The 20,900-nt window shown below is 63.6% G+C and carries 19 protein-coding genes; 13 read left to right on the forward strand and 6 right to left on the reverse strand.

Annotated elements, in window-relative coordinates; genetic code table 11:
• Window positions 1-2: 2 nt before the first annotated feature.
• Window positions 3-917, forward strand: coding sequence for an amino acid ABC transporter substrate-binding protein (locus F8237_RS17995; RefSeq protein WP_151646715.1), 915 nt, complete (start codon window positions 3-5; stop codon window positions 915-917).
• Window positions 918-1,107: 190 nt separating this feature from the next.
• Here F8237_RS17995 and F8237_RS18000 read toward each other — a convergent pair whose 3' ends face one another.
• Complete coding sequence (locus tag F8237_RS18000; protein WP_151646717.1) at window positions 1,108-1,914, reverse strand: ATP-grasp domain-containing protein; 807 nt, start codon at window positions 1,912-1,914, stop codon at window positions 1,108-1,110.
• A 388-nt stretch (window positions 1,915-2,302) separates the two neighbouring features.
• Between F8237_RS18000 and F8237_RS18005 the strand changes: the two genes are divergently transcribed.
• The 3 genes from F8237_RS18005 (at window position 2,303) to F8237_RS18015 (ending at window position 5,353) form a co-directional block, all read left to right on the forward strand.
• Entirely contained in the window at window positions 2,303-3,076 is a 774-nt protein-coding gene (locus F8237_RS18005) for a ferredoxin--NADP reductase (protein WP_151646719.1), read from the forward strand.
• Window positions 3,077-3,293: 217 nt separating this feature from the next.
• On the forward strand, window positions 3,294-5,006 hold the full coding sequence (locus F8237_RS18010) for an FMN-binding glutamate synthase family protein (RefSeq protein ID WP_201280133.1): 1,713 nt from the start codon (window positions 3,294-3,296) through the stop codon (window positions 5,004-5,006).
• A gap of 107 nt (window positions 5,007-5,113) precedes the next feature.
• Complete coding sequence (locus tag F8237_RS18015) at window positions 5,114-5,353, forward strand: PilZ domain-containing protein (protein ID WP_151646720.1); 240 nt, start codon at window positions 5,114-5,116, stop codon at window positions 5,351-5,353.
• 28 nt (window positions 5,354-5,381) lie between these two features.
• Here the strand turns inward: F8237_RS18015 and F8237_RS18020 are convergent, their stop codons facing one another.
• Complete coding sequence (locus F8237_RS18020; protein WP_151646722.1) at window positions 5,382-6,677, reverse strand: hemolysin family protein; 1,296 nt, start codon at window positions 6,675-6,677, stop codon at window positions 5,382-5,384.
• Between the two features lie 386 nt (window positions 6,678-7,063).
• On the opposite strand from F8237_RS18020, the gene F8237_RS18025 reads away from it, so the two are divergent.
• Genes F8237_RS18025 through F8237_RS18035 form a run of 3 tightly spaced genes read left to right on the forward strand, consistent with a single transcriptional unit; the run spans window position 7,064 to window position 9,712 of the window.
• Window positions 7,064-8,473, forward strand: coding sequence for a TadE/TadG family type IV pilus assembly protein (locus F8237_RS18025; RefSeq protein ID WP_151650598.1), 1,410 nt, complete (start codon window positions 7,064-7,066; stop codon window positions 8,471-8,473).
• Between the two features lie 9 nt (window positions 8,474-8,482).
• On the forward strand, window positions 8,483-9,040 hold the full coding sequence (locus F8237_RS18030; RefSeq protein ID WP_151646724.1) for a TadE/TadG family type IV pilus assembly protein: 558 nt from the start codon (window positions 8,483-8,485) through the stop codon (window positions 9,038-9,040).
• Window positions 9,041-9,052: 12 nt separating this feature from the next.
• Window positions 9,053-9,712 carry a TadE/TadG family type IV pilus assembly protein gene (locus tag F8237_RS18035; RefSeq protein ID WP_151646726.1) on the forward strand — a complete coding sequence of 220 codons (660 nt, stop codon included), beginning with the start codon at window positions 9,053-9,055 and terminating at the stop codon, window positions 9,710-9,712.
• A gap of 53 nt (window positions 9,713-9,765) precedes the next feature.
• Here F8237_RS18035 and F8237_RS18040 read toward each other — a convergent pair whose 3' ends face one another.
• The 3 genes from F8237_RS18040 to F8237_RS18050 form a co-directional block, all read right to left on the reverse strand.
• Window positions 9,766-11,730 carry a carbohydrate porin gene (locus F8237_RS18040; protein WP_162006107.1) on the reverse strand — a complete coding sequence of 655 codons (1,965 nt, stop codon included), beginning with the start codon at window positions 11,728-11,730 and terminating at the stop codon, window positions 9,766-9,768.
• A gap of 395 nt (window positions 11,731-12,125) precedes the next feature.
• Complete coding sequence (locus F8237_RS18045; protein ID WP_162006108.1) at window positions 12,126-12,389, reverse strand: hypothetical protein; 264 nt, start codon at window positions 12,387-12,389, stop codon at window positions 12,126-12,128.
• A gap of 139 nt (window positions 12,390-12,528) precedes the next feature.
• Window positions 12,529-13,335, reverse strand: a complete 807-nt coding sequence (locus tag F8237_RS18050; RefSeq protein WP_151646732.1) for a creatininase family protein — start codon at window positions 13,333-13,335, stop codon at window positions 12,529-12,531.
• 138 nt (window positions 13,336-13,473) lie between these two features.
• Here F8237_RS18050 and F8237_RS18055 point away from each other — a divergent pair, with 138 nt between their 5' ends.
• From F8237_RS18055 to F8237_RS18080, 6 genes are all read left to right on the forward strand, one after another.
• On the forward strand, window positions 13,474-14,496 hold the full coding sequence (locus tag F8237_RS18055) for an ABC transporter substrate-binding protein (RefSeq protein WP_151646734.1): 1,023 nt from the start codon (window positions 13,474-13,476) through the stop codon (window positions 14,494-14,496).
• Window positions 14,497-14,705: 209 nt separating this feature from the next.
• Window positions 14,706-15,521, forward strand: a complete 816-nt coding sequence (locus F8237_RS18060; RefSeq protein ID WP_151646736.1) for an ABC transporter ATP-binding protein — start codon at window positions 14,706-14,708, stop codon at window positions 15,519-15,521.
• Window positions 15,518-16,336 carry an ABC transporter permease gene (locus tag F8237_RS18065; protein ID WP_151646738.1) on the forward strand — a complete coding sequence of 273 codons (819 nt, stop codon included), beginning with the start codon at window positions 15,518-15,520 and terminating at the stop codon, window positions 16,334-16,336. The genes F8237_RS18060 and F8237_RS18065 overlap by 4 nt, the downstream gene beginning before the upstream one ends.
• Window positions 16,336-17,325, forward strand: a complete 990-nt coding sequence (locus F8237_RS18070; protein ID WP_151646740.1) for a 2-hydroxyacid dehydrogenase — start codon at window positions 16,336-16,338, stop codon at window positions 17,323-17,325. The genes F8237_RS18065 and F8237_RS18070 overlap by 1 nt, the downstream gene beginning before the upstream one ends.
• Window positions 17,325-18,017, forward strand: coding sequence for a protease inhibitor Inh/omp19 family protein (locus F8237_RS18075; protein WP_151646742.1), 693 nt, complete (start codon window positions 17,325-17,327; stop codon window positions 18,015-18,017). Before F8237_RS18070 ends, F8237_RS18075 begins: the two co-directional genes overlap by 1 nt.
• Before the next feature lie 283 nt (window positions 18,018-18,300).
• Window positions 18,301-19,233 carry an IS110 family RNA-guided transposase gene (locus tag F8237_RS18080; RefSeq protein WP_151642564.1) on the forward strand — a complete coding sequence of 311 codons (933 nt, stop codon included), beginning with the start codon at window positions 18,301-18,303 and terminating at the stop codon, window positions 19,231-19,233.
• A gap of 59 nt (window positions 19,234-19,292) precedes the next feature.
• On the opposite strand, the gene F8237_RS18085 is transcribed toward F8237_RS18080, so the two are convergent.
• Complete coding sequence (locus tag F8237_RS18085) at window positions 19,293-20,678, reverse strand: peptidoglycan-binding protein (protein WP_151646744.1); 1,386 nt, start codon at window positions 20,676-20,678, stop codon at window positions 19,293-19,295.
• Window positions 20,679-20,900 lie beyond the last annotated feature (222 nt).

Consider the following 20,900-nt stretch of genomic DNA (forward strand, 5'->3'; position numbering starts at 1 on the left):
CATTGGCAAGGTCAGTGATCGGCGGCTGCCTGTGGCTCGCGGCATCGTTGCTCGCGACCGCGGCTTCCGCCCAAACCGGCGGCGAAGGGCTCAGCCCGACGCTGGCGGCCATCAAGAAGGCGCATGTCGTGCGGCTCGGCTATCGCGAGAGCTCGCCGCCGTTCTCGTTCCTCGACCAATCAGGCCGCCCGATCGGCTACAGCCTCGAACTCTGCGAGGCCATCGTCGAGGAGATCGGCGTCGAGGTCGACGACCCCAATCTGAAGATTGACTATGTCAAGGTCACCTCGGACGACCGCATCGACGCGGTGCTCCAGAACAAGATCGACCTGGAGTGCGGCTCGACCACGGCCAATGCGGAGCGCGGCAAGCGTGTCGCCTTCTCGCCGCTGATGTTCGTCGCCGGCACCAAGCTGATGGTGCCGAAGGCGTCGAGCGTTCAGTCGCTGTCCGATCTGAAGGGCAAGACCATCGTGGTGACGAAGGGCACCACCAACGAGCAGGCGATCCAGGCGGCCGACAAGAAGTCGTCACTGGGGCTTATCATCGCCGTCGGTGCCGATCACGAGCAATCGTTCCAGATGCTTGCGGACGGAAAGGCGGATGCGTTCGCAACCGACGACATTCTGCTTTCCGGCCTGATCGCGCGCCACAAGTCGCAGGACAAGTTCCGCGTCACCGGCGATTATCTGTCCTACGACCCCTACGGCATCATGTTCCGCAAGGGTGAGCCGCAACTCTCGGCCGTGGTCGAGCGCAGTTTCCGCAAGCTCGGCTCCAACCGCGACCTCGTCCCGCTCTACAACAAATGGTTCACCGCGCGGCTTCCGACCGGCGAACGCCTGAACGTGCCGATCTCGCTGCAACTGGAGGAGGCGTTCAAGGCGATGGACGATTCAGCGGGCGCGAATAATTGAGGTCGCGAGCGGGTCCCTGAAGATGTGACCGGTGGGTTTTCGTCATCCTGAGGTGCGAGCCGCGCAGTGCATTTGCGCTGCGCGGCGAGCCTCGAAGGATGAGCGGCCTGGATGCAGCTGCAGCCGGGCCGTCGCCCTTCGAGGGCCGCTGAAGAAGCGGCCACCTCAGGGTGACGGTGATAAGTCGGCGCTAGCGGTGATCCCCAAACACCCGATCCAGCGCCGCGTCATACGTCGCCTGCACCAGCTCCGGATGCAGCTTGCCCAGCGCTTCCATCATCACGCCAGAATTGATTTCCAGCACCTGCCACGCGCCATGGACGCGAACGACGTCGATCGACGCGAAGGTGATGCCGATGGCGCGCGCGGCGTCGATCGCGAGCTTCACGCAGGCAGCGCGAACATCGCCGTCCTCCATCAGCACCGGCTGTGCCCCGGCATCGAGATTGTGCCGCCAGTCCGCGCCACGCTGCTTGCTGTAGACGACGAGGGGCTCCTCATCGAGCAGGATCACTCGGACCTCCTCCTCGATCGCGACATAGGGCGAGATCACGAGCCCCGCGCTCATCGAAAAGACCTCGCCAGACGCGTGGTCGAGTTCGGCCTCCGTCGTCGCCCTGAAGACGGATCGTCCCGACGTCCCCTCGTTCGGCTTGACCACCACGCCCTCCGGATGATCGTGAAGCAGCCCGAGCATGGCCTCTCGCCAGCCGGCGCCAACAATAGTCTCGCCCAGCTTCGGGTTGAGGAAGAGCTGATGCGGAATGCAGGGCACGCCTTCCAGCGTCAGCGCCTCGGCCGTCGCCGATTTGTCGTTGGCGAGGCGATGGGCGATGGCGCTGTTGAGGCCGATGTCATAGCCGAAGGCGAAATGGCGCCTTGCGCCCCGGTGCATCGCGATCAGCCAGCCACCGGCGCGAACATCGACCGCGATGCCGTGGTTCGCACAATAGTGCCTGATCGCCTGGAGGAAGATCCGCTCGCCGCTCGCCGCCATCTGCTTCAATCGTGTGCCTGATCATTCCTGTCGCCAAAGGCCGCAAAAATGCGGGAAACGGCGCCGGGCCGGGGTGAAAACCAGAGCTATTCTTAATGAAATTCTCGCGAGCGCGACGGAAATTAAGTGCTGCGATCGAGCCTTTCAGGGAAAAGAAATTACCCTTGATGCGGGCCCGACAGCAGATCCGTTAATGATCCGGCTAATTCCGTCGCAGATGCCGGTTTGATCGGCATCAATTGCACCCGAAACGAGGTTGATTATTGGTCTCAATGGCGTAGATCACGCCTGAGAAATCCTCCGCCATGGCAAGTGGTGCCCGCCTCGCTCGAAGAGGCCGCGCAACGCTGTTGTTCTAAAACCGCAAATATTCGGAATATCGAAAATCATGAGCGCGTTTTACCGAGAGAAGGTTCTTTCCGTCCAGCACTGGACCGACACGTTGTTCAGCTTCCGCGCCACGCGCGACACCGGCTTCCGCTTCCAGAACGGCCAGTTCGCGATGATCGGCCTCGAGATCGACGGCCGTCCGCTGCTGCGCGCCTACAGCATGGCAAGCGCCAACCACGAGGAAGAGCTCGAGTTCTTCTCGATCAAGGTTCAGGACGGCCCGCTCACCTCGCGCCTCCAGAAGATCAAGGAAGGCGACACCATCCTGGTCGGCCGCAAGGCGACCGGCACGCTGATCACCGACAATCTCATTCCCGGCAAGCGGCTGATGCTGCTCTCGACCGGCACGGGCCTCGCGCCGTTCGCCAGCCTGATCAAGGACCCCGATGTCTACGACCAGTTTGAGAGCATCGTGCTGGTGCATGGCTGCCGTCAGGTCTCCGAGCTCGCCTATGGCGAAAAGCTCGTTGCGACTTTGCGTGAGGACGAACTGTTCGGTGAACTGCTGGCGGACAAGCTCATCTATTATCCGACCGTGACCCGCGAGCCGTTCAAGAACCGCGGCCGCATCACCGACCTCATCAACTCCGAGCAGATCTTCAACGATATCGGCCAGGGCCCGCTCGACATCGCGACCGACCGCGTGATGATGTGCGGCAGTCCGGCGATGCTCGAAGAGTTGAAGGTGATGTTCGAAGGCCGCGATTTCATCGAGGGCTCGGGCAACAAGCCCGGCCACTTCGTGATCGAGAAGGCGTTCGTCGAGCGCTGATCGCCGTTCTCCAGGCTTGCATGTCCCGGGTCTGCATTCGTCGGCCCGGGAATGCCTGAAGTCCGCTCCCTTATTCCCTTGCCTCTGCTGCACTGCAAAAATCCGCCCATCGGGTTGATTGATTTGCTACGGCCGAATTCGCTAGCCTGAAACAAGGGCCGCGTCATATCCGTATGACTGGCGCAGGCGTATCGTACCGCCTCATGCTGGCGAGAGGATGGGAATCGTGGTCGAAGACAACAAACCGCAGGAAGCTCCCGAACCCTCATCTCCCAAGCGCCTGGCGCTCGCGGACGAGGGGATCATGGAAACCCTGCTTCTGCCATTCTCGCCGCGTTTCATCGTTCTGACGATCTGCGCGGTCGTTACCGCGCTCCTGATCGGCATCGGCATCGCCGACCGCAAGATCTTCGACATCCTGCTGGTCCCGATCCTGATCTTTGCTGCGCTCACCTTGCTCGGTGTGCGCGATCTCCTGCAAAAGAGCCACGCGGTGCTGCGCAACTATCCGATCTCGGCGCATATCCGCTTCCTGCTCGAAGAGATCCGGCCCGAGATGCGGCAGTATTTCTTCGAGAGCGAAAAGGACGGCATGCCGTTCTCGCGCGACACCCGCGCGGTGGTCTATCAGCGCGCCAAGATGGAGCTCGACAAGCGCCCCTTCGGCACCCAGGAGGACGTCTATCGCGAGGGTTACGAGTGGATGCATCACTCGGTCTCGCCGAAGACGCATGCCGAGGAGAAATTCCGTATCACCATCGGCGGGCCCGACTGCAAGCAGCCCTATTGGGCCTCGGTGTTCAACATCTCCGCCATGAGTTTCGGCGCGCTCAGCCCGAATGCCGTGCGTGCGCTGAATGCCGGCGCGAAAAAGGGCGGCTTCGCGCACGATACCGGGGAGGGCGGCTTCAGCCCCTATCATCGCGAGATGGGCGGCGACATCATCTGGGAGATCGGCTCGGGCTATTTCGGCTGCCGTCACCTCGACGGCTCTTTCGATCCGGAAGCGTTCGCGCGCGTCGCCGCCCAGGACCAGATCAAGATGGTCGAGCTCAAGATCAGCCAGGGCGCCAAGCCCGGTCATGGCGGCGTGCTGCCGGCCGCGAAAGTCTCGGAGGAGATTTCGAAGATCCGCGGCGTCGCGATGGGCGAGGACTGCATCTCGCCGGCTTCGCACCGCGCCTTCTCGACGCCCGTTGGCATGATGCAGTTCGTCGCCGAGATGCGAAAGCTCTCCGGTGGCAAGCCGGCCGGCTTCAAGCTGTGCATCGGCCATCCCTGGGAATTCCTGGCGATCTGCAAGGCGATGCTGCAGACCGGCATCTATCCGGACTTCATCGTCGTCGACGGCAATGAGGGCGGCACCGGCGCCGCGCCGCTGGAGTTCATGGACCATCTGGGCACGCCGATGCGCGAGGGCGTCAGCTTCGTGCACAACGCGCTGATCGGCATCAACGCACGCGACCGCATCAAGATCGGTGCCTCCGGCAAGATCGCCACCGCCTTCGACATGGCGCGCGCGATGGCGATCGGCGCCGACTATTGCAATTCGGCGCGCGGCTTCATGTTCTCGCTCGGCTGCATCCAGTCGCTGAGCTGCCACACCGACCGCTGCCCGACCGGGGTCGCGACGCAGGACCCGACCCGCGCCCGTGCGCTCTACGTGCCGCTCAAGATCGACCGCGTGCACAATTATCACCACGCCACGCTGCATTCGCTGACCGAGCTGATCGCCGCGGCCGGCCTCGAACATCCACAGCAGCTGCGCCCGATTCATTTCAGCCAGCGGACGTCGACGACCGACGTGAAGTCTTTCGCGCAGCTCTATCCGGCGTTGCGCCCGGGGGAATTGCTCGAGGGCACCGAGGATCCCAGGTTCCGCGACGCCTGGAGGATGGCGCAGGCGGAGACGTTCCAGCCGGCGCTCTGAGGCACCGATCTGCCGCATGATACCGCGCATTTTGCGGTGGCGAAAATTCGTCGGGGATCGGAGTTGTGTTTTAACGTCTATGTCAGCTTCGGGTGTAAATTGGCGTCATGGACGAGCGACGCGATAGAGCCAGGCATCGTGTGCTGAAAGCCGGAACCATCGAGTTCGGCGGCGGCGCGATCGACTGCACCGTCCGCAATTTTTCCGACACCGGCGCCGCCCTCGACGTCTCCAGCCCCGTCGGCATCCCCGAACACTTCACGCTCATCATCCAGGCGGATGGAACGCATCTCGCCTGCACCGTGGTCTGGCGCAAGGAAAGACGCATCGGGGTGAGGTTCGGGTGAAGGTCCGCGGCTGACGCGAGGCTGGAGCTCACCCCGTCTCGACTTCACCCGTCCGGCTCGCCAGAATCTTGTCGATCCGCCGCCCGTCGAGATCGATCACCTCGATGTGCCAGCCGCCGAAGTCGAAGGCATCGCCGATGTCAGGCAGCGCGTTGAACTGTTGCAGCACGAGGCCGGCGACCGTGTTGTAGCGGTGCGGCGGCAGCTCGATGCCGAGCAGCTCGCCGAACTCGTCGACCGGCATCCAGCCGGAGACCAGCAACGAGTCGTCGCTGCGCCTGACATAGGCCGGCTCCGGCGGTCCTTGCTCCGAATGGAAGGCGCCGACGATCGATTCGAGGATGTCGGCGGCGGTCACCATGCCCTCGAAGGCACCGTATTCGTCGTACACGAAACCGATGTGAACCGGCGCAGATCTCAGGATGGCCAGCACGTCGCGAGCGTCGGCCGACGCCGGAATGCCGGGCGCCTCGCGCACCAGTGCGCGCAGATCCGGCGCGCGTTCGTTCATATAGGCGATCAGCAGGTCCTTGGCCTGCAGCACGCCGATCGGCTTGTCGCGGTCGCCGTCGGAGACGGGAAAACGCGAATGCGGGCTCTTTGCGATGATCTCCTGGATGGCTTCCGGCGCATCATTCAGGTCAATCTCGTGGACCTCCGTGCGCGGCGTCATGACGGCGCCGACCGGCCTGTCGCCGAGCCGCATCACGCCGGCGATCATCTCCTTCTCGCCGGGCTCGAGCACGCCTGCATTCTCGGCCTCGGTGACGAGATGATGGATCTCATACTCCGACACCTTCTCCTCGGCCTTGCCGCCGCGGCCGAGCAGCGTGAGGATCAGCTTGCCGGAGAGATCGAGCAGGAAGACGAGCGGCAGCGATACCTTCGCAAGCACGTGCATCGCCGGCGCAACCTTCACCGCGACGCTTTCGGGATCGCGCAGCGCCACCTGTTTCGGCACCAGCTCGCCCACGATCAGCGTGGCGTAGGTGATGAGAGTGACCACGATGCCGACGCCGACGATGTCGGCAACGCCGGCGGAGAGACCAGCCTCGACCAGCCATTGCGTCAGCCGCTGGCCCAGCGTCGCGCCGGAGAACGCGCCCGAGAGCACGCCGACCAGGGTGATGCCGATCTGCACCGTCGAGAGGAACTTTCCGGGATCGGCCGCCAGCTTCAGAGCCCGTTCGGCGCCGCGCACACCCTTGGCGGCAAGCAGCGACAACCGGGCCGGGCGGGACGAGACCACGGCCAGCTCGGACATGGATAACAGGCCGTTGATGACGATCAGAACGACGACGATGATGAGTTCGACGGACAACATTGTGTGCAGGAAAGAGGGATGTCAGGCCCGGCGGACGCCGGACCGAGCCCCTTATATAAGAACTCCAGGCGGGATATGCCCGGTTCCAACCTAAATAGTCGGAGGTCAGGCGCGCGCTTTCGCTCGATTTTCGAGGCGCTGACCCCGTAGGGGAATTCTCGGCGAACCTGTTTAAGCGGCGTTAATGATGCTTTCTCAATGTGACACATCCCGCCCCGTCCGGGTCCGTGTTTATGGAACGCGCGTAAGCGTTGATTAAGGCGCGATATCCATATTTGCCCTCGTAAAGAGCGAGCGATCGGCTGCGAAAACCTGTGGTCTCCTCCGGTCGCAAGGCGCCAGGAAATGGTCTCGGCCGCAGCGACGGCAATCAGGGTGAAGGTCAAATGCTCCGCCGCGTAGTTCTTCGGTTCCAGCGAGACCGGAAGGCCAACGTCGCCATCATCTTCGCGCTGATGATGGTGCCCACCATATTTCTGCTCGGCATGGCGCTCGATTACACGCTGGCCCTGCGCAAGCGGGAGCAGTTGAACGCGGCCGCCGACGCAGCCGCGATCGCGGCCGTGAGACCGGCGATGTTGACGCAGACCGACAGCACCGTCGTCCAGGCCACCGCGACAGCCGTCTTTGCAGCGAAGGCCAACCTGGCGGGCCTCAAGACCACGCCGACACCGACGGTCAATGTCGTCGATTCCGGGCTGCAGCGGACCATCACGGTCTCCTATGCCGCGGAGTCCATCAACAATTTCCCGGGGGTTCTCGGCAAGCAGACCTGGCAGATCGCCGGTTCGGCGACCGCGCGCGCGTCGAGCGCGCCCAACATGAATTTCTATCTGCTGATGGACGACTCGCCGTCCATGGGGATTGGTGCGACCGCCACCGACATCGCCGCTCTCATCACATACACTGCCCCCGCGTACCAGTCGGCAGGGGCCTCGCAGAATTGCGGCTTCGCGTGCCATCAAACCAATATCGCTCACGACGGCGGCACCAAGGACAACCTCGCGATCGCACGGCAAAGAAACATCACCTTGCGGATCGATCTCGTAACGAGTGCCGTCAACCAGTTGCTGAATAGCTGGTCGAACTGCCCGCAGTCGGGCGTTTCGGGCGGCGTCATGCAGTGCATGGCGGCGCTGAACAACACCACCTACAAGGCGGCGCTCTATACGTTCGATTTGGCTTTGAACACACTGGCGACGCTGACAACCCCGAGCAGCGCCGGAACCCAAGTTTCCAATATCTCGCTGATGCCGGTCGCCTACCAGAACTGCGTCGTCGTGACGACCAACTGCAAGACCGACAATGGCACGAATATCGCCGGTGCGCTTACCAGCATCAACGCCATCATGCCTACCCCCGGGCTTGGGACCAACGCGACGGGAGACACGCCGCAGGAAGTGGTGTTCCTGGTCACCGACGGCGTCGAAGACAAGATCTCCGCGACCTGTCCAAACGCGAGCTTCGCCTCCAACAGTCGATGCCAGCAGCCGCTCGACACGGCGATGTGCACGACCATCAAGAACCGGGGTATCAAGATCGCCGTTCTGTACACGGAGTATCTGCAGCTCATCGCCAATCCCAGCACCGGTATCCAGAAGACGGACAGCTGGTACATGAGCTGGATAGACAAATACGATCAGCCTACTTCCTCAACCGGCCAGATCGCGCAAAACCTCCAGGCGTGCGCCTCGCCCGGCTTCTACAAGAGCGTTCAAAGCGGCGGCGACATATCCAAGGCGTTGACGGACCTGTTCATCAAGGTCGCGTCAAGCACAGCCAGCCTCATGCAATAGGGACGCGCCATGGTCCGACCGGACATCGTAACAAAAAGGAGATGCCGCGATCGCTGCGCCGCTTTTGCCGGGGACAGCAATGGAGCCACGGCGGTCGAGTTCGCGCTGGTTGGCGCGCCGTTCCTCGCGCTCATCATCGCAGTCATTCAAACGTTTCTTGTCTTCTTTGCCCAGCAGACGCTCGAAACCGTGACGCGTCAGGCGGCCCGCCTGGTTCTGACCGGGCAGGTGCAATCCCAGCAGATGACGCAGTCCGTGTTCAAGCAGGCGGTCTGCGATCAGGTCGTGATATTCTTCACCTGCAGCGGCTTGATGGTCGACATGCAGGTCGCCAATGCGTGGTCTTCGGCGAATACGGCCACGCCCACATTGACGTTCGACGCCAAGGGCGCCGTCTCGAATGTCTGGCAATACAATCCCGGAACTGCCGGCGATATCGTCGTGCTCCGCGTGATGTACGTATGGCCGGTCGTGCTGGGGCCGCTTGGTTTCAATCTCTCAAATCTTTCGAACGGTAACCGGCTCATCATGTCGTCGGCCGCTTTCCAGAATGAACCGGGTTCTTAAGAGGAGCTTGCCATGATCGCCCGCATGAGGTTTCGCGCGCGGCACCTGTGGACCGATGCCAGGGGCGTTGCCGCGACGGAATTCGCCATCATCAGCCCGTTCCTGCTGTTGCTCTATGTCGGCGGCGTCGAGCTCGGCAACGGCCTGTCCATGAACGTCAAGGTCAGCGCAACCGCGCACAGTGTTGCCGACATGGTGTCGCAGAACACGCAGGTTACGTCGTCCCAGATGGACAGCATTCTTGCAGCTTCGTCGGCCATCATGGCTCCGTATGCCACCACCAGCGGCGGCGCCTCCCTGATGACGATCACGGTGTCCGAGGTCTCGACCGACAGCACCGGCAAGGCGACGGTGCAATGGAGCAAGTCGACCAGCTCGTCGGGAGCCAGAGCAATCGGTCAGCAGATGACGTTGTCGGCGTATACGGCGCCGGACCCGAAGAATCCGAACAATGCCAACATCTCGCTGATCCTGAGCGAGGTGTCCTACGACTACACGCCCAATCTGGGCTTCGCGATCAGCGGCACCGTCAAGCTGACCGACAGCTATTACCTGTTTCCGCGCTGCTCGACCAACAGCCCGGCCTCGTCGAGTTTCCCGTATTACGACGTGAAGTACCCGGCAACGACGACGTGCACATGCGTCCAGCATCTGCAGCAGAAGTCCTGCTAGCCTCGTGAGGCGTCAGCGACCCGCTCGTTGGATCGTCCAATGGCGGGCTGCGGTCAGAATTCACCGTGCAGGCGCCCCGAGAACACCGAGACCGGTCCGCGGTCGGCGTTGTAGGCGGGATTGACGATGAGCTGATAGTCGGCCGTGAAGGTCAGCGCCTTGTTCAGCGCGTAGGCATAGTAGGTCTCCAGCACGCGTTCGCGGCGGTAGTTGAGCCGGCCGTCGCCGATCAACGGCCCGAGTCCGCCGGCGGCAAGGAAGTCGCGATGGTCCTGCGAGAGGCCGTTGACGGCGCCGGCGATGGCGACGACGTCGTCGGGTCGGCCCCATTTCGTTCCCTTCGCCGAGACGCCGCCGGACAGGCTGCGGTCGATGTCGGTGAAGGCCATGATCTCGTTGTGGCCGTCGTTCCAGCTCCAGCGTCCGAACACGCCGATGTCGTCGGTGACGGCCTGTTCGAGGTTGAGCGCGTAGCCGTATTTGAGGCGGCCGCGGCGGGTCTGGGTGATGTCCACGCCAAACGCGGGATTATCCAGCGTCTCGCGATAACTGCCCGCAAAGGCGCTGTTGACGAAGCCGAGCGTGCGCAGCTTGCCGGGTTGGCCGAACAGCGAATAGCGCATCTCGAGTTCTGCGACATACTCGCCGCGGCGCCCGACATTCATGTCGAAATTGTTCGAGTTGGATGTGGCGTCCATCAGGAAGTAGCCGGCCCGCAATGCCCATTGCTTCTGGTTCAATTCGGCGGTCGCGCCATAGCCCAGGCCGAGCTTGTCAGCCGCATAGTCGAACGCGCCGGAGGCCCAGATCGACCAGTTCATGAAATCCTTGCGCGGGTCGTGCGCATAGGAATTGCCGTCGAACACGTCGACCACGGCGAATTTGCCGACCTGCAGGGTCAAGCGCGAGACATCGACCTTGCTGGCAAGCTGAAGCTGCCCGCTGGCAAGCTCCTCCTGCTCGCCGCCGAAGCCGAAGGTGTGGCGCACGAACAGCCGCGAGGCGTCGAAGTGCGGATAGGGGAAACCGGATTTTTGCGCTTCGCCATTGGGGAAGCCGGCAGCGCCCGTCGTGTTGTTGAAGCCAAAGCCCTGCAGCAGCTCGGGATTGAAATAGACCTCGCCGCCGTCCCACAGCCGCGCATTCAGATAGAGCGAGTTGCTCCAGGTCTGCTGGAAATCCGGCGATGGGATCAGACTGTTCGGTCCAGTATAGGGCGCGCGGAACGCGGGGTAGCCCTGACCCAGCACGGTCGATTGGCCGTGGATCTCCCAGCGGCTGGACTCGGCGTCGGTGATGTCGGATTTCGGATTGGTGGTCGGCCCCCCCGGCCAGTCGATCTTGCGGTTGAGGCCGATGCGCAGGCTCTGGAAATCCATCGACGACGAATATTGCGCGCCCGAGGGGAAGGTGACGTTGGCGTTCTCGAACTTGCTGTAGAGATATTCGAGCCGCGCGCTCCAGTGCGGCGCGAAGGCGTATTCGACGCCGCCGCCGGCGGTCCAGCCGAACCGCGTGTTCAACACCTTCTCTTCACTGCCGCCTGTCGGCGTCGCGAGGAAGCGCTCGCCGGCAAACGCGGCGCCGCCGGTGGCGTAGACCAGCCAGTTGCCGGTGGTGTAACCGAGCCGCGCGCGCAGGCTCGCGACATAATCCCAGCGCTCCTCCGCGCTCGACAGCGCGGTCGCCGCCGACGACACGACGTGATTGGAGGGCAGATAGTTCGGAAACGAGATGTCGCCTTCGACGCCGAGCAGCAGCCCCGAATTCAGGCGCCAATTGTAGCCGGCCTGGACGCCGCCGGTCGCGCCGGTGAAGACATGGTTGTCGGTTGCGAGTGTGGGATCGGTCAGCGTCGCGGAGGATGTGCCGCGGGTGAAACCGGTGTGCGCGCCGATATAGAGGCCGGTCCAGTCATAGACCGCTTTCAGCGCGGGCGCCTTCAGCGGCAGATCGGCCGCGCGGCCGGCGGCGGGAAAAGCCAGCACGCCCGAGGCGATTGCAGCGGCCGTCCGCAAATACCGGTGTCGATGCCCTCTCAACGTCAAAACGCACGCCCCCAAAACACGAATATGCCCACGCCGCGCTATCCCTGCCGATTCGCCGCGGCCCTGTCACCATGTCTTGGGCGCTCACGTGGTCGGGCGAGACGATCCCGATTCGACGTGATTTCTTCCCAAGTACCTAGGCTCGCTACCAACTTTATTGCGATTAATTCGCAATAGCAACTGGTGCGGATTGCCGCAGTGGATGGTTGGCACTCCTGTGTGACGGGACGGCAACAAAATCCCGGTACCCAAATGAATGACCCCGCCCGGGGGACAGCCGGGCGGGGTCGGGGGCGCGACACGGGGTGGATGAGGCGCCCGTGTCGGACGCGGGATCCACGTGAGATCGGCCTCAGGTACTCAGATCAGTAGCAGGTGCGAACGCGGCCAACGTACTGGCCGAAGGCGTTGTACTGGGCGGCCCAGCCGCAGCGGCGGTAGCCGTAGTAATAGGGGTCGTTGCTGGCGGCGATCGCGGAGCCGACCACTGCGGCGGTGGCGATGCCGGCGCCGACACCCCAGACCCAGCCGGGCGGCTTGGCTTGAGCCTGCGAGGTGGTGGACACCATGGTGCCCGTGACGGCGAGGGCGGCGAGAGCGACGGCGGCAATCCTGGTCTTGATCGACATTTGAAACTCCATCCGGGTTGAGGCGGTCCGTTGTGGCCCGCGTGCCCAGTTGGACGGAGGCTCCCCGCGTCCGGTTCGAAGGCGCGCTTCGAGACCGCGGTGCGGAGCTCTTTCCTGAATAATTTCAGGAGGATGTGGCTTAGCCCAGGGGGCCTTTTGCGAGCCTGTTCACGTCGAAGTTATCGACCTCGGCCAGCAACTCGCAGAAGGTCGTCGCGCCCTGATCGATGAGCTGCTCGCCCTTCTCGGCCACGGCCAGCGTCGCGTTGCCGACCGCACCGCTGGCGTTGAGATCCTGCGTCTGCCAGGCGAACGGCGCCGGCCGCTGCGTCGACAGCCAGCGATACTGCTTCTCCAGCGCGATGCTGCTTGCGGGAAAATCCGCAATGGCATCGCTGCGCACCTGGTCGGGATAACGCGCCAGCATGATCGAGGTCTCGACCGCGCCGCCGTGAATGCCATGGCGGACTTCATCGGCCGGGAACAATGTGTCCGCCCCCGATAGTCGCGACCACGAGGTCGTGACCACGAACAGCTTCTGATGCGCGCGCAGGTCCTGCGCGATCAGCATCATTGCCGCGCTGTTGCCGCCATGGCTGGTGATGATGACGAGCTTCTTCACCCCGCGCCGCGCGATGTCCTCGCCGATCCCGGTCCATCGCTTCAGCGCGACGTCGGTCGGCAGCGTCTGCGTGCCTGGATAGTCGATATGCTCGGTGGAAATCCCGATGGGTTCAACGGGCAGGAAAATCGCCGGAACGCCCGCGGGCAAAAGCTCGCGCACGCGCGCCAGATAGGCGTCAGCGATCAGCACGTCGGTGGTCACAGGCAGATGCGGGCCGTGCTGCTCGGTCGCCGCCAGCGGCAGCACCGCGATCCAGCGCGAAACCTCGGCGGGCGGAGCGTCGGCCCAGCGAATCTCGGTCCAGTCGCGAGGAGGCGTCATCAAGGTTTCTTTGCCCGAATTTGTCGCGTAATTTGTGGTATCAGGGGACGCGGGCCAGGCCGGCTCGCGTCCCCTGATATCTTGCGGTTTTATCGCGTTGGCTTGGTGTCGGCTAGAAGCGATCGACGGAGTGCCTTTATGAGCCCCTCTCATCTGCGGCGAGCGTTAACGGCGGGCTTGATGGCCGCTTTGGTCTCGATGGTCCCGGCGCGTGCCGAGACGCTGGACAAGATCACCTTCGGCACCAACTGGGTCGCCGAGGCCGAGCATGGCGGTTTCTTCCAGGCGGTCGCCGACGGCACCTACAAGAAATACGGGCTCGACGTCACCATCATCCCCGGCGGTCCCAACGAAAACAACCGGATGCTCCTGGTCGCCGGCAAGATCGATTTCTTCATGGCCGCGAACACGCTGATGTCGTTCGACGCGGTCGCCAACAACGTTCCCGTCGTGACGATCGCCGCGATCTTCCAGAAAGACCCGCAGGTGATGCTGACGCAGCCGGACGCCAAGGTCGCCAGGATCGAGGACCTCAAGCCGCTGACGCTGTTCGTCTCCAAGGAGGGCATGACCAGCTACTTCCAGTGGCTGAAATCGGAATACGGCTTCAGCGAGAAGAACGTGCGGCCCTACAATTTCAACCCGCAGCCCTTCATCGCCAATCCCAAGAGCGCGATGCAGGGCTACGTCACCTCCGAGCCCTTCGCGGTCGAGAAGGCCGCCGGCTTCAAGCCCAACGTGCTGCTGCTCGCCGATTTCGGCTTCAATACCTATTCGACCCTGGTCGAGGCCCGCCGCGACACGGTCGAGAAGAAGCCGGATCTGGTGCAGCGTTTCGTCGATGCCTCCATGGTCGGCTGGTACAATTACATCTACGGCGACAATTCGGCCGGCAATGCCATGATCAAGAAGCTCAATCCGGAAATGACCGACGAGCTGCTGGCCTATTCGGTCGCCAAGATGAAGGAGTACGGCATTGTCGATTCCGGCGACAGCGTCAAAGACGGCATCGGCGCGATGAGCGACGATCGCTACACCTCCTTCTTCAACAAGATGGTGAAGGCCGGCGTCGTGAAGCCCGATCTCGACTTCCGCAAGTCCTACACGCTGCGCTTCGTCAACAAGGGCGTCGGCGTCGAGCTGCGCCCGAGCAAGCCGTAGTCGATGCTAAAGTTAGACCGATATGTCGCGGCGCGGTTCACCTCTCCCGAAGGGAGAGGTCGCATCGCATCGCCCGATGCGATGCGGGTGAGGGGTTACGCTCCCTCGTGGAACCTGAGCCCCCTCACCCGCGCCTTCGGCGCGACCGCTCCCCGTTGGGGAGAGGTGTGGAGCGCGGCTCGGTCCCTCCACATCACAATCAGCGACCAATGGTAGAGAGCAAAACTTCGTCCGGGGTCGAAGCCAGCCTGACGGCCCTCGCCGTCAGTCTGCGCGGCGTGACGAAGGCTTATGACAATGGCGTCATGGCGCTTGGGCCGCTCGATCTCAGCGTCCGCAAGGGCGAGTTCATCTCGCTGCTGGGGCCCTCCGGCTGTGGCAAGTCGACGGCACTGCGGCTGATTGCCGGGCTCGGCGCGCCGTCATCCGGCATCGTGCGTGTGTCGCGCCATGAGGGCGACGCGCAGCCGGGGCATGGCATCGGCTTCGTGTTCCAGGAGCCGACCCTGATGCCCTGGACCAGCGTGCGCGAGAACGTCAGGCTGCCCTTGAGGCTCGCGCGTGTGCCGAAGGCCGAAGCTGTCGCGCGCGCCGATGCGGCGCTGGAGCGCGTCGGGCTCGCCGATTTCGCCGAGGCCTTTCCGCGCGAACTCTCCGGCGGCATGAAGATGCGGGTGTCGCTGGCGCGCGCGCTCGTCACCGACCCCGATATCCTCCTGATGGACGAGCCTTTCGCCGCGCTCGACGAGATCACGCGCTTTCGCCTCAACAACGATTTGCTCGCGCTGTGGCGCAGCCTTGGCAAGACCATCGTCTTCGTCACCCATTCGGTGTTCGAATCCGTCTACCTGTCGCAGCGCGTGGTGGTCATGACGGCGCGGCCCGGCCGCATCCAGGCCGACATCCGCATCGAGACGATCGAGCCGCGCGGAGAGGAGTTTCGCACCTCGACTGCCTATTCCGACTATTGCCGCCGCGTGTCGGCCGCGCTGGCGCCGTCCTATGCGGGGCAGTCGACGCTATGAACGCGCAAGCCTCCGTCACCGCAAGATCCTCCGGCGCGCAGCGCGCGGCGCGCGTCGTGTTGCCCGTCATCGTGTTCGCGGCCGGCCTTCTCGCCTGGGAATTCGTGGTCCGCATCAGGGAGATTCCGCCCTACGTGCTGCCGGCGCCCTCCGTCATTGTCCTGACGCTGATCAAGGACTGGGCGGTGCTGTCACAATCGCTCGTCGCCACGCTGCTGACGACGCTCGAAGGTTTTGCGGCCGCCAGCATCGGCGGGATCGCACTGGCGCTGTTGTTCAACCAGTCGAAATGGGTGGAATATTCGCTGTTCCCCTATGCCGTGGTGCTGCAGGTGACGCCGGTGATCGCGATCGCGCCGCTGCTCCTGATCTATCTGGAGCAGCAGACCGCGGTGGTCGTCTGCGCTTTCATCGTCGCCTTTTTCCCGGTGCTGTCGAACACCACGCTCGGGCTGAACTCCGTCGATCGCAACCTTGCCGGGCTGTTCCAGCTCTATGGCGCCTCGCCACAGCAGACCCTGCGGTTCCTGAAGCTGCCGGCGGCGCTGCCCTATATCCTCGGCGGCTTGCGCATCGCCGGCGGCCTGTCGCTGATCGGCGCGGTCGTGGCCGAAATCGCGGCCGGCACCGCCGGCGCGGGCTCCGGGCTCGCCTACAGGATCGCCGAATCCGGCTATCGATTGAACATACCCCGCATGTTCGCGGCGCTGTTGTTGTTGTCGCTCGCCGGGATTGTCATCTATGGGGTGCTGGCGGTAGTTTCCCACCTCGTTTTACGGCGCTGGCATGAAAGCGCGCTTGGAAAGGACAACTGATGGCTGCCGGTTCGATTTCGTCCGAAAAGATCGACCTTCTGATCTATGGGCCGGCGCGGCCGATCCTCGAAAACGGGTTTTCCGATCATTTCGTCGTGCACACGGCCGAGACGCGAGGTGACCTCGAGAGGCTGACGCCCGCGATCCGCGAAAAGATCCGCGGCGTGGCGGTGACCGATCACACCGCCCGCGTCGACAAGGATTCGTTGTCGCAATTGCCCAAGCTCGAACTCGTGTCGAGCTTCGGTGTCGGCTACGACCACGTCGATGCCAAATACGCGGCCGAGCGCAACATCATCGTCACCAACACGCCTGATGTGCTGACCGAAGAGGTCGCCGACGTCGCGATGGGCCTTCTCATCTGCACGCTGCGCGAATTCATCAAGGCTGACCGTTATGTGCGTTCCGGTCTCTGGCAGACCCAGAACTATCCGCTCAGCGTCGGCTCGCTGCGCGACCGCAAGGTCGGCATCGTCGGCATGGGCCGGATCGGCCAGGCCATCGCGCGCCGGCTCGATGCCTCACTGGTGCCTGTTGTCTACCACACGCGCAATCCGTCCAAGAACGTCTCCTACAAGCACTATCCTGACTTGATCGAGATGGCGAAGGCGGTGGACACGCTGATGGTGATCGTGCCGGGCGGCGCCTCGACCAACAAGATGGTCAATGCCGAAGTGCTCAAGGCGCTCGGCCCGCGCGGCGTGCTGGTCAACGTCGCGCGCGGCTCCGTGGTCGACGAGGCTGCGCTGGTGCAGGCGCTGAAATCCGGCACCATCCTCGCCGCTGGTCTCGACGTGTTCGCGGCCGAGCCGAACGTGCCGGACGAGCTCAAGACCATGCAGAACGTCGTGCTGCTGCCGCATATCGGCTCGGCCTCGGTGGTGACGCGCAACGCGATGAACCAGCTCGTGATCGACAACCTCAAGGCCTGGTTCGCCGGCAAGGCGCCGTTGACGCCGGTTGCGGAAACGCCGGTGAAGGGCCGCTGATGCGCGTTCTTCGGGTCGTAGCATCGGTCATCGCGGCGTGTGTCGCCGCGATCGGCATGGCGCATGCGCAGGATGTATCGACCCTGAAGAAGGACATGCCCGGGCAGTGGGAGCTCTCCACCACCGAGCGCAGCAAGACCTGTGTCGTCACCCTCAAGGCCGACCCCGCGGGGCAGGGCTTCAAGCTGGAGCTGGAGCCGGCCTGCAAGACCGCGCTGCCCTTCACCAAAGACATCGTGGCCTGGAGCGTCAGGGGTCTCGACATCGTTCGTCTGCAGGATGCGACCGGTGAAGCCGTGATCGACTTCACCGAGGTCGAGGCCGGCATCTTCGAAGGCCTGCGGCAGGGCGAGGGCGTCTACATCCTGCAGGACCTCGCCGCCGCCCGTTCGATGGCCAAGTCGATGGACCAGATGATCGGCGACTGGTCGATGGTGCGTGGCAACGGCCAGCCCGTGTGCGGATTGACGCTGACCAACACGGAAGCCGGCCCAGACAATTTCCAGGTCTTCCTCAAGCCGAAATGCGATGCGGCCATTGCGCAGTTCAACCCGACGCAATGGCGTCTCGAGCGCGGCCAGATCATCCTGATGTCGAAATCCGGCGATGCCTGGCAGTTCGAGGCCGACGACAACGCGCAGTGGCGGCGCGTTCCCGACACCGCCGATCCCCTGATCATGCTGCGTCAGTAGCGGCATCGCGGACGGACCAGGCCTGCATGGTTCGAGACGCCCGCTTGCGCGGGCTCCTCACCATGAGGATCTGAGATCTCGCCGCGAAACGCGCCCTCATCCTTGTAACTCGCCAAAGACCGGTCGGCGATCTAGGCTTGGCCGTTCGGCTGCAGATGGGAGACCGTCTCATTCTAGGGCCGCAAAGCCCGTCCCTCAGCTCGGCTCCCCATCTGCAAGTCCGTTGAACCCGAACAGTCGCGTGGGCCGCCTGGCGAGCCCGGTTGCGCAAGGAGGGGTGCCGATGGAATTGTCATTCGTGGGAATCGATGTCTCCAAGGACCGCCTGGACGTTCACGTACGTCCGAGCGGAGAAATGTTCGCTGTCACGCGAGACGGCAAAGGGCTCGAGAGCCTCGTCGAACGGCTGTTAGAGCTGAAACCCACTTTGGTCGCGGTGGAGGCGACCGGAGGTTTCGAAACCATTGTGGCTGCGGCCGTTGCCGGCGCTTCAATCCCGCTGGCGGTGGTCAATCCTGCCCAAATCCGCAACTTCGCCCAGGCGGCCGGCAAACGGGCGAAGACCGATCCGATCGACGCTGCCGTGATTGCTCACTTCGCGGATGCGCTCCGGCCGGAGCCGCGCGAGCTGCCTGACCAGGAAGCGCGCCTGCTGGCCGAAATGGTCAGTCGCCGCCGGCAGATCATCGAGATGAAGACCGCGGAAGGCCAGCGTGAGAAACGGGCAAGCAATGTCCGGATCCGCAAAGGTCTGCAGCGTCACATCGCCATGCTGCAGAAGGAGCTCGATGCCATCGACCGAGACATCGAGACCATGGTTCGTGGCTCGCCGGTCTGGCGCGCCAAGGAGGATCTTCTCGCCTCGGTGCCTGGGATAGGAAACATCGTCGCCAGAACTCTGCTCGCCGAGCTGCCTGAACTTGGCCGGTTGAGCCGTCGGGAAATCGCCAGCCTCGCCGGCCTTGCGCCTTACACCCGGCAATCAGGCCGCTGGCGAGGCAAGAGCATGATCGGCGGCGGCCGAGCCAGCGTTCGCACAGTCCTCCACATGGCCGCCTTGGTGGCGAGCCGCTGCAACCTCGCCCTCAAGACTTTCTACCAGCGCCTCCTCAGCGCCGGAAAGCCGAAGATGGTTGCTCTGGTGGCAGTCGCCCGGAAGCTTCTCATCACCCTCAACGCCATCATCAGAGACAATAGACCATGGCAAAACGCTTGACTTCGAACACAGTCGCTGAGGGCCCGCCGTAGGCGGGCGTCTCGAAGGATGGCCGCAGATTACGTCGTCGGCTTGGGCGGCGGCGCGGTGCCTTGTGCCCACTTCTCCAGCTTGCCGAGCATGCCCCAGGCGGTGAGCGCCAGCGAGATCGGCATCGCGAACTGGCCGAGGCCCGGCACCGCCGACACGACCGTGCCGAGCAGCCCGGCGATGCCGCCTGCGTTGGGGCTCGCCGTGACCGACGAGAGCAGCGCGGTGAGCACCGAGCCGCCGAGGCCGAGCGCGGTCTTCTTGCCGTCGAGGAGCTTGCCGATGGTCTCGCCCAGCGCCCCGTTGACCTGGCCGAGCATGGGCTTGCTGTCCTTGTTGAGCAGGGTGCTGAGCAGGTCGACGACCTGCTTCAACTGATCGACGGGAGCAGGGTTGGTCGGGGTCACTGGTCCGGGCATGGGCGCTGTCTTGTTGATGAGGGAGAACAGCCGTTCGAACAGGTTGATCGGATCGCTGGTTGCCGGCGGCGTGGTCGCTGGCGGCGTGCCTGCCTGTGGCGTGCCGCCCCGCAGCAATTGCGCGACGTCCTCCAGCCGCTTCAGGACCTGGGACAGATCGCCGGTCTGCACGGCGCCACCGGCCTGCGCCGCACGCGTGATGGCGGCGACCGTGGCCGCGTCGAGAAGTCCGGTGTCCCGCAGGCCGTTCTGCTGTTGAAACTGCGAGACGGCGGCCTTGGTCTTCGGTCCGCTGATGCCGTCCTCCACCAGTGGTGGATTGGCGCCGAGCTTGTTGAGCGCCTGCTGCATGAGCGCAATCGTCGATGCCGCGTCATCCTCGGGTTCTGCGCGATTAGCAAATGCAATCTGCGGGCTGCCGTCCAGAGTGATCGAGGAATCGAGCGACATCATCGCACGCAGGATCACCGCCGTGCCGAGCTGGGAATCGACGTGGTTCGCGTCGAACACATGGTCGCGGACGAATTTTCCGGCCCGTGCCTCGGGCGGGCCATACAGCGTCGAACCGCCATAGAGATAGGGCGAATTGCAGCCCTTGGCGTGATAGCCAAAGCCGTTGAACGCCTCGAGCCGGAACAGAATCCGCGCAATGCTCCAGTCCTGCGCGCCGATGAAGTTCTCGATTCTGAATGCGTCCACGGCGCCGTCCACGAACGTCGCAAACGGGCCGCGTCCCTTCGGAACGATGGTCGTCACGCGATGAAGCGACTCGCCGTTGCCGAGATAGGTGTCGAAGTCGAAATTGGATTCGCGGTAGTGGCAGAGGGCGGTAAAATACCAGGGCACGCCGGTGAGCCGCTCGATCTGCTGATAGGTGGCCTTGCCGTTGATCGCCTTGCGCGCGACCCCGTTCGCGTCCGCGAGGCGTGAAGGCCGGATCTCGAGGTTTGCCCAATTCCGCTCGTATTCGGTCTTGAAACTTTCGAATGACACCATTTTCCGCTCCCGCAAATGATTGATGAACGATCGAAACCTCGTGCGTGACAGAGTGAACCGGGCGCCGTGATTGAGGCGTGACCCCAGCGTGATCCGCGCAAATGTCGCAGGTTGCCGGCCCGGCGCATGTGAAATGCCTTACAGCGGCAGCAGGAAAATGCGCGGCGGGCCCCGAAGGCCGAGACCTCCGCGCATGCAGCGCGGGATTGGTCGCCGGGATGA

This window comes from Bradyrhizobium betae (genome assembly GCF_008932115.1).
Classification (GTDB): Bacteria; Pseudomonadota; Alphaproteobacteria; order Rhizobiales; family Xanthobacteraceae; genus Bradyrhizobium; species Bradyrhizobium betae.

Excerpts from the sequence above, each read along its gene's own strand:
- F8237_RS18000 (WP_151646717.1), bottom strand. The coding sequence starts at position 1,914 with ATGGCGGCGAGCGGCGAGCGGATCTTCCTCCAGGCGATCAGGCACTAT.
- F8237_RS18005 (WP_151646719.1), top strand. The coding sequence starts at position 2,303 with ATGAGCGCGTTTTACCGAGAGAAGGTTCTTTCCGTCCAGCACTGGACC.
- F8237_RS18010 (WP_201280133.1), top strand. The coding sequence starts at position 3,294 with ATGGGAATCGTGGTCGAAGACAACAAACCGCAGGAAGCTCCCGAACCC.
- F8237_RS18015 (WP_151646720.1), top strand. The coding sequence starts at position 5,114 with ATGGACGAGCGACGCGATAGAGCCAGGCATCGTGTGCTGAAAGCCGGA.
- F8237_RS18020 (WP_151646722.1), bottom strand. The coding sequence starts at position 6,677 with ATGTTGTCCGTCGAACTCATCATCGTCGTCGTTCTGATCGTCATCAAC.
- F8237_RS18025 (WP_151650598.1), top strand. The coding sequence starts at position 7,064 with ATGCTCCGCCGCGTAGTTCTTCGGTTCCAGCGAGACCGGAAGGCCAAC.
- F8237_RS18030 (WP_151646724.1), top strand. The coding sequence starts at position 8,483 with ATGGTCCGACCGGACATCGTAACAAAAAGGAGATGCCGCGATCGCTGC.
- F8237_RS18035 (WP_151646726.1), top strand. The coding sequence starts at position 9,053 with ATGATCGCCCGCATGAGGTTTCGCGCGCGGCACCTGTGGACCGATGCC.
- F8237_RS18045 (WP_162006108.1), bottom strand. The coding sequence starts at position 12,389 with ATGTCGATCAAGACCAGGATTGCCGCCGTCGCTCTCGCCGCCCTCGCC.
- F8237_RS18050 (WP_151646732.1), bottom strand. The coding sequence starts at position 13,335 with ATGACGCCTCCTCGCGACTGGACCGAGATTCGCTGGGCCGACGCTCCG.
- F8237_RS18055 (WP_151646734.1), top strand. The coding sequence starts at position 13,474 with ATGAGCCCCTCTCATCTGCGGCGAGCGTTAACGGCGGGCTTGATGGCC.
- F8237_RS18060 (WP_151646736.1), top strand. The coding sequence starts at position 14,706 with ATGGTAGAGAGCAAAACTTCGTCCGGGGTCGAAGCCAGCCTGACGGCC.
- F8237_RS18065 (WP_151646738.1), top strand. The coding sequence starts at position 15,518 with ATGAACGCGCAAGCCTCCGTCACCGCAAGATCCTCCGGCGCGCAGCGC.
- F8237_RS18070 (WP_151646740.1), top strand. The coding sequence starts at position 16,336 with ATGGCTGCCGGTTCGATTTCGTCCGAAAAGATCGACCTTCTGATCTAT.
- F8237_RS18075 (WP_151646742.1), top strand. The coding sequence starts at position 17,325 with ATGCGCGTTCTTCGGGTCGTAGCATCGGTCATCGCGGCGTGTGTCGCC.
- F8237_RS18080 (WP_151642564.1), top strand. The coding sequence starts at position 18,301 with ATGGAATTGTCATTCGTGGGAATCGATGTCTCCAAGGACCGCCTGGAC.
- F8237_RS18085 (WP_151646744.1), bottom strand. The coding sequence starts at position 20,678 with ATGGTGTCATTCGAAAGTTTCAAGACCGAATACGAGCGGAATTGGGCA.